This is a genomic window from Nocardia tenerifensis NBRC 101015 (genome assembly GCF_000308715.1).
GTDB lineage: Bacteria > Actinomycetota > Actinomycetes > Mycobacteriales > Mycobacteriaceae > Nocardia > Nocardia tenerifensis.
On sequence record NZ_BAGH01000215.1, the window covers coordinates 1 to 3,333 of the forward strand.

4 protein-coding genes are annotated in these 3,333 nt (G+C 68.2%); 2 read left to right on the forward strand and 2 right to left on the reverse strand.

What is annotated here, in order from left to right; translation table 11 throughout:
* Positions 1-1,179: metallopeptidase TldD-related protein (locus ON39_RS18060; RefSeq protein ID WP_040735571.1), on the forward strand; the 1,179-nt coding region annotated here is incomplete at its 5' end.
* A gap of 28 nt (positions 1,180-1,207) precedes the next feature.
* Here ON39_RS18060 and ON39_RS18065 read toward each other — a convergent pair.
* Positions 1,208-1,591 carry a PPOX class F420-dependent oxidoreductase gene (locus ON39_RS18065; protein ID WP_040735572.1) on the reverse strand — a complete coding sequence of 128 codons (384 nt, stop codon included), beginning with the start codon at positions 1,589-1,591 and terminating at the stop codon, positions 1,208-1,210.
* Positions 1,588-2,169 (reverse strand): PadR family transcriptional regulator, encoded by a 582-nt coding sequence (locus ON39_RS18070; protein ID WP_040735574.1) that lies wholly within the window; start codon positions 2,167-2,169, stop codon positions 1,588-1,590. The genes ON39_RS18065 and ON39_RS18070 overlap by 4 nt, the downstream gene beginning before the upstream one ends.
* Before the next feature lie 113 nt (positions 2,170-2,282).
* On the opposite strand from ON39_RS18070, the gene ON39_RS18075 reads away from it, so the two are divergent.
* Complete coding sequence (locus ON39_RS18075) at positions 2,283-2,993, forward strand: DUF8817 family protein (protein WP_040735575.1); 711 nt, start codon at positions 2,283-2,285, stop codon at positions 2,991-2,993.
* Positions 2,994-3,333: the final 340 nt, after the last annotated feature.

Here is a 3,333-nt window from a genome sequence, read left to right on the forward strand (position 1 = left end):
ACCATCGGCTCCACCAGCGTCGACCCCGCCGAGATCGAGACCGTGGTGCGCCGCTCCGAGGCGGCCGCCCGCACCGCCGAGCCGGCCAGGGACGCCATGCCGCTGCTCGAGGCCGGCGCCCCCGCCGACGACTGGGCCGCCGCGCCGGGCAGCACCGGCATCGAGGTCTTCAGCGATCTCGCCCGCGACCTGTCGACCGGCTTCGACGGCGCCGACCGGCTGTACGGCTTCGCTCAGCACACCGTGCACACCACCTGGCTCGGCAGCTCGACCGGATTGCGGCGGCGCTTCGTGCAGCCGACCGGTTCCGTCGAGATCAACGGAAAGCGTGGCGAGGGAAGAGATCTCGCGAGCGCCTGGGTTGGCACCGGCACCGCCGATTTCACCGACGTCGATATGCCCGGCCTGCTCGCCGAGCTGTCCCGCCGCCTGGACTGGGCCAAGCGCAAGGTCGACCTGCCCGCGGGCCGATACGAGACGCTCATGCCGCCGTCCACCGTCGCCGACATGATGATCTACATGGCCTGGGAGATGGAGGGTCGCGGCGCGCACGAGGGCCACACCGCGTTTTCCCGCGCGGGCGGCACGCGAATCGGCGAGCGGCTCACCGACATTCCGCTGACGCTGTACTCCGATCCGACCGCGCCGGGGCTCGAGTACCGTCCGTTCGTCGCGACATCCGCTTCCTCGCAAGCCATGTCGGTCTTCGACAACGGCCTGCCCGCCGAACGCGTCGACTGGGTGCGCGAGGGCGTCATCGAGTCGCTGGTCTACCCGCGCGCCACCGCGGCCGAATTCGGCGCCACCCCAACGGTTCCCGGCTCCAACCTGCTGCTCACCGGCGGCTCCGGCGCCTCGCTGGACGAGATGATCGCCCGCACCGAGCGCGGCCTGCTGCTCACCACGCTCTGGTACATCCGCGAGGTCGACCCGGCCAGCCTGCTGCTTACCGGACTCACCCGCGACGGTGTGTACCTCGTCGAGAACGGTGAGGTCACCGCCGCGGTGAACAACTTCCGGTTCAACGAGAGCCCGCTGGACCTGCTGCGCCGCGTCACCGAGGCGGGCGCCACGGAGATCACGCTGCCCCGCGAATGGAAGGACTGGTTCACCCGAACGGCCATGCCGCCCTTGCGAATTCCGGACTTCCACATGTCGTCGGTGAGCCAAGCGACGTAATCCGCCGCACGCCTTCTGTTTCCCCCGTTCAGGGGGCGAGCGTGATCTCGATCGCGATCGTCCCCTTCTTGCCTCGGCGCAGGTTGCTGCCGAGGATGGTGATCGGGCCCATCAGCCAGTACTTGCGCATGAGGAGTTTGCGCACCCGATCGGTGCCCGCCTCGTCCAGGACGCGGCCGGTGCCTTCGACCGCCTCGCCGCGCGGCTTGCCCGCCACGCTGCACGGCTGCACCGTCACCTCCGAATTTCGGCGCAGGCGCTTGACCTTCCAGCTGTCCGTGACCGTCCACACGTAGAGCTTGCCCGCGTCGGCGACGGCCCAGACCGCGGTGCCGACGGGCGTGCCGTCCTTGCGAAACGTGGTCAGCAGCACGTAATCCGCCTTGCCGACGGCCTCCAGCGTGTTCGTCATGGGGGCAGCGTATCGGTGCCCGTCGCCTGATCCGACATTCGGTATTCGCCCGCCTCCAGGCGCTCCACCAGCCCGTCGGTCCAGCCGGTGAGGTTGTCGAAGACGCTGCTCCACAGTTCCAGCAGGTCCGTCGTGTGCGGCGGCTCGAAGCGGCCGCCCGGGAAGGTCGGGATCATCGCCAGCAGGCCGGTGCGGATCTCCTCGCTGCGCCGCCGCTGTTCGCGCAGCTTCTCGATGACGTGCGCGCGCGGTAACGCGTCCATGAACGCGATGCCCGCGCCCAGCTCCTCCATGTGGACGCTGACCAACGCCTCGTCGAGCAGTCTGCGGAACTCCGCCTCCCCCGCGTCGGTCACCGTGAACAGCGTGCGGCCCGGACCCTCACTGCTGCCCTCGGTGCCCTGCGCGCTCAATTTCCCTTCCTGCGTCAGCTGTTTCAGCGCGTGGTAGATCGAGCCCGGTTTGACGTTCGTCCAGGTTTCCGCACGCCACGACAGCAATTCGCGGCGCACGGCGTAGCCGTAGGTCGGCTGACGTCGGCGCATCACCCCCAGCACCAGCAGCCGCACGACCGACATGAACAGGCTCCCTCCGGATCGAAGCCTCCATGGTAGTCAAACTTGACTTCCACATCGCGACCGCCCTACCCTTCGCTAGTCAAAATTGATTACCGCAGGTAGTTGGAGGCTTCATGGGCAACTTTTCGGTACCGGTGATGTGGAGCGGCGACCTCCCCGAGACGCTCGACTTCTACCGGACGCTCGGGTACGAGGTGACCGCCGAGCAGACCCGCCCCTACCATTACGGCGCGGTGACCCGCGACGGCTACCACCTGCATTTCGGACCGACGCCGAAAGACAAGGGCAACGCGGAGGAATGCCACATCACGTCCCTGGTCCTGGTGGACGAGGTGGCCAAGCTGCACAAACTGTTCAGCTCCGCACTGCGCGAACGCTACGGCCGGGTGCCCGCACGCGGAAGGCCCCGCATCACCAGGTTCCGCCCCGGCCAAACCCGGTTCACCGTCGTGGACCCGGTCGGCAACTCCGTCATCTATATCCTGCGCGACGAGCCCGACCCCGACTACGGCGGATCGCGCGAACTTCACGGTCTGCAAAGGACTTTGGACAACGCGCGGATCCTGCGCTTCTCCAAGCTCGACGACAAGGCGGCCCGTAAGACGCTGGAGTCCGGCCTGCGCCGCTTCGCCGGCACCGCCACCCCGCTCGAAAAAGCCCATGCGATGGCCGAACTCATCGAACTGGCGGTAGCCGCGAACGATCCGCAGCGCGTCGCCGAACTGCGCGCTGACATCGCCGCGCTCGAGCTGTCCGACGAGGACCGCGCGGCCGTCGACCGACACCTTCAGGTCGCCACCGAACTGGCGGAGTGGTTGGACTAGCCCCGCTCACCCAGCCAGCACTCGGGCGGGCGAGCGCCGACTGCCGCACCTTTCCGTGAATCTGCACCCGTGCAGGCCCCACAGCGGTGCGGATTCCGGGTACCGGTGCGGATCGATGCACGGCCAGCGCCAGGGCGGACGAGTACCGACGGGCGCATCCTCTCCATGAACTCACACGCCCTGCAGGCCCCGCAGGTGGTGCGGATTCCAGGTGCTAGGGCGGATTTGCGCAGAGGCTGCGGCCGGCACCAACGGCCGCACGCTTTCCGTGAATGCGCACCCTGTGTGGGCCTCAGACGGTGCAGATGCCGAGTAGCAGTCCGGATCGAAGCAGCGCTCG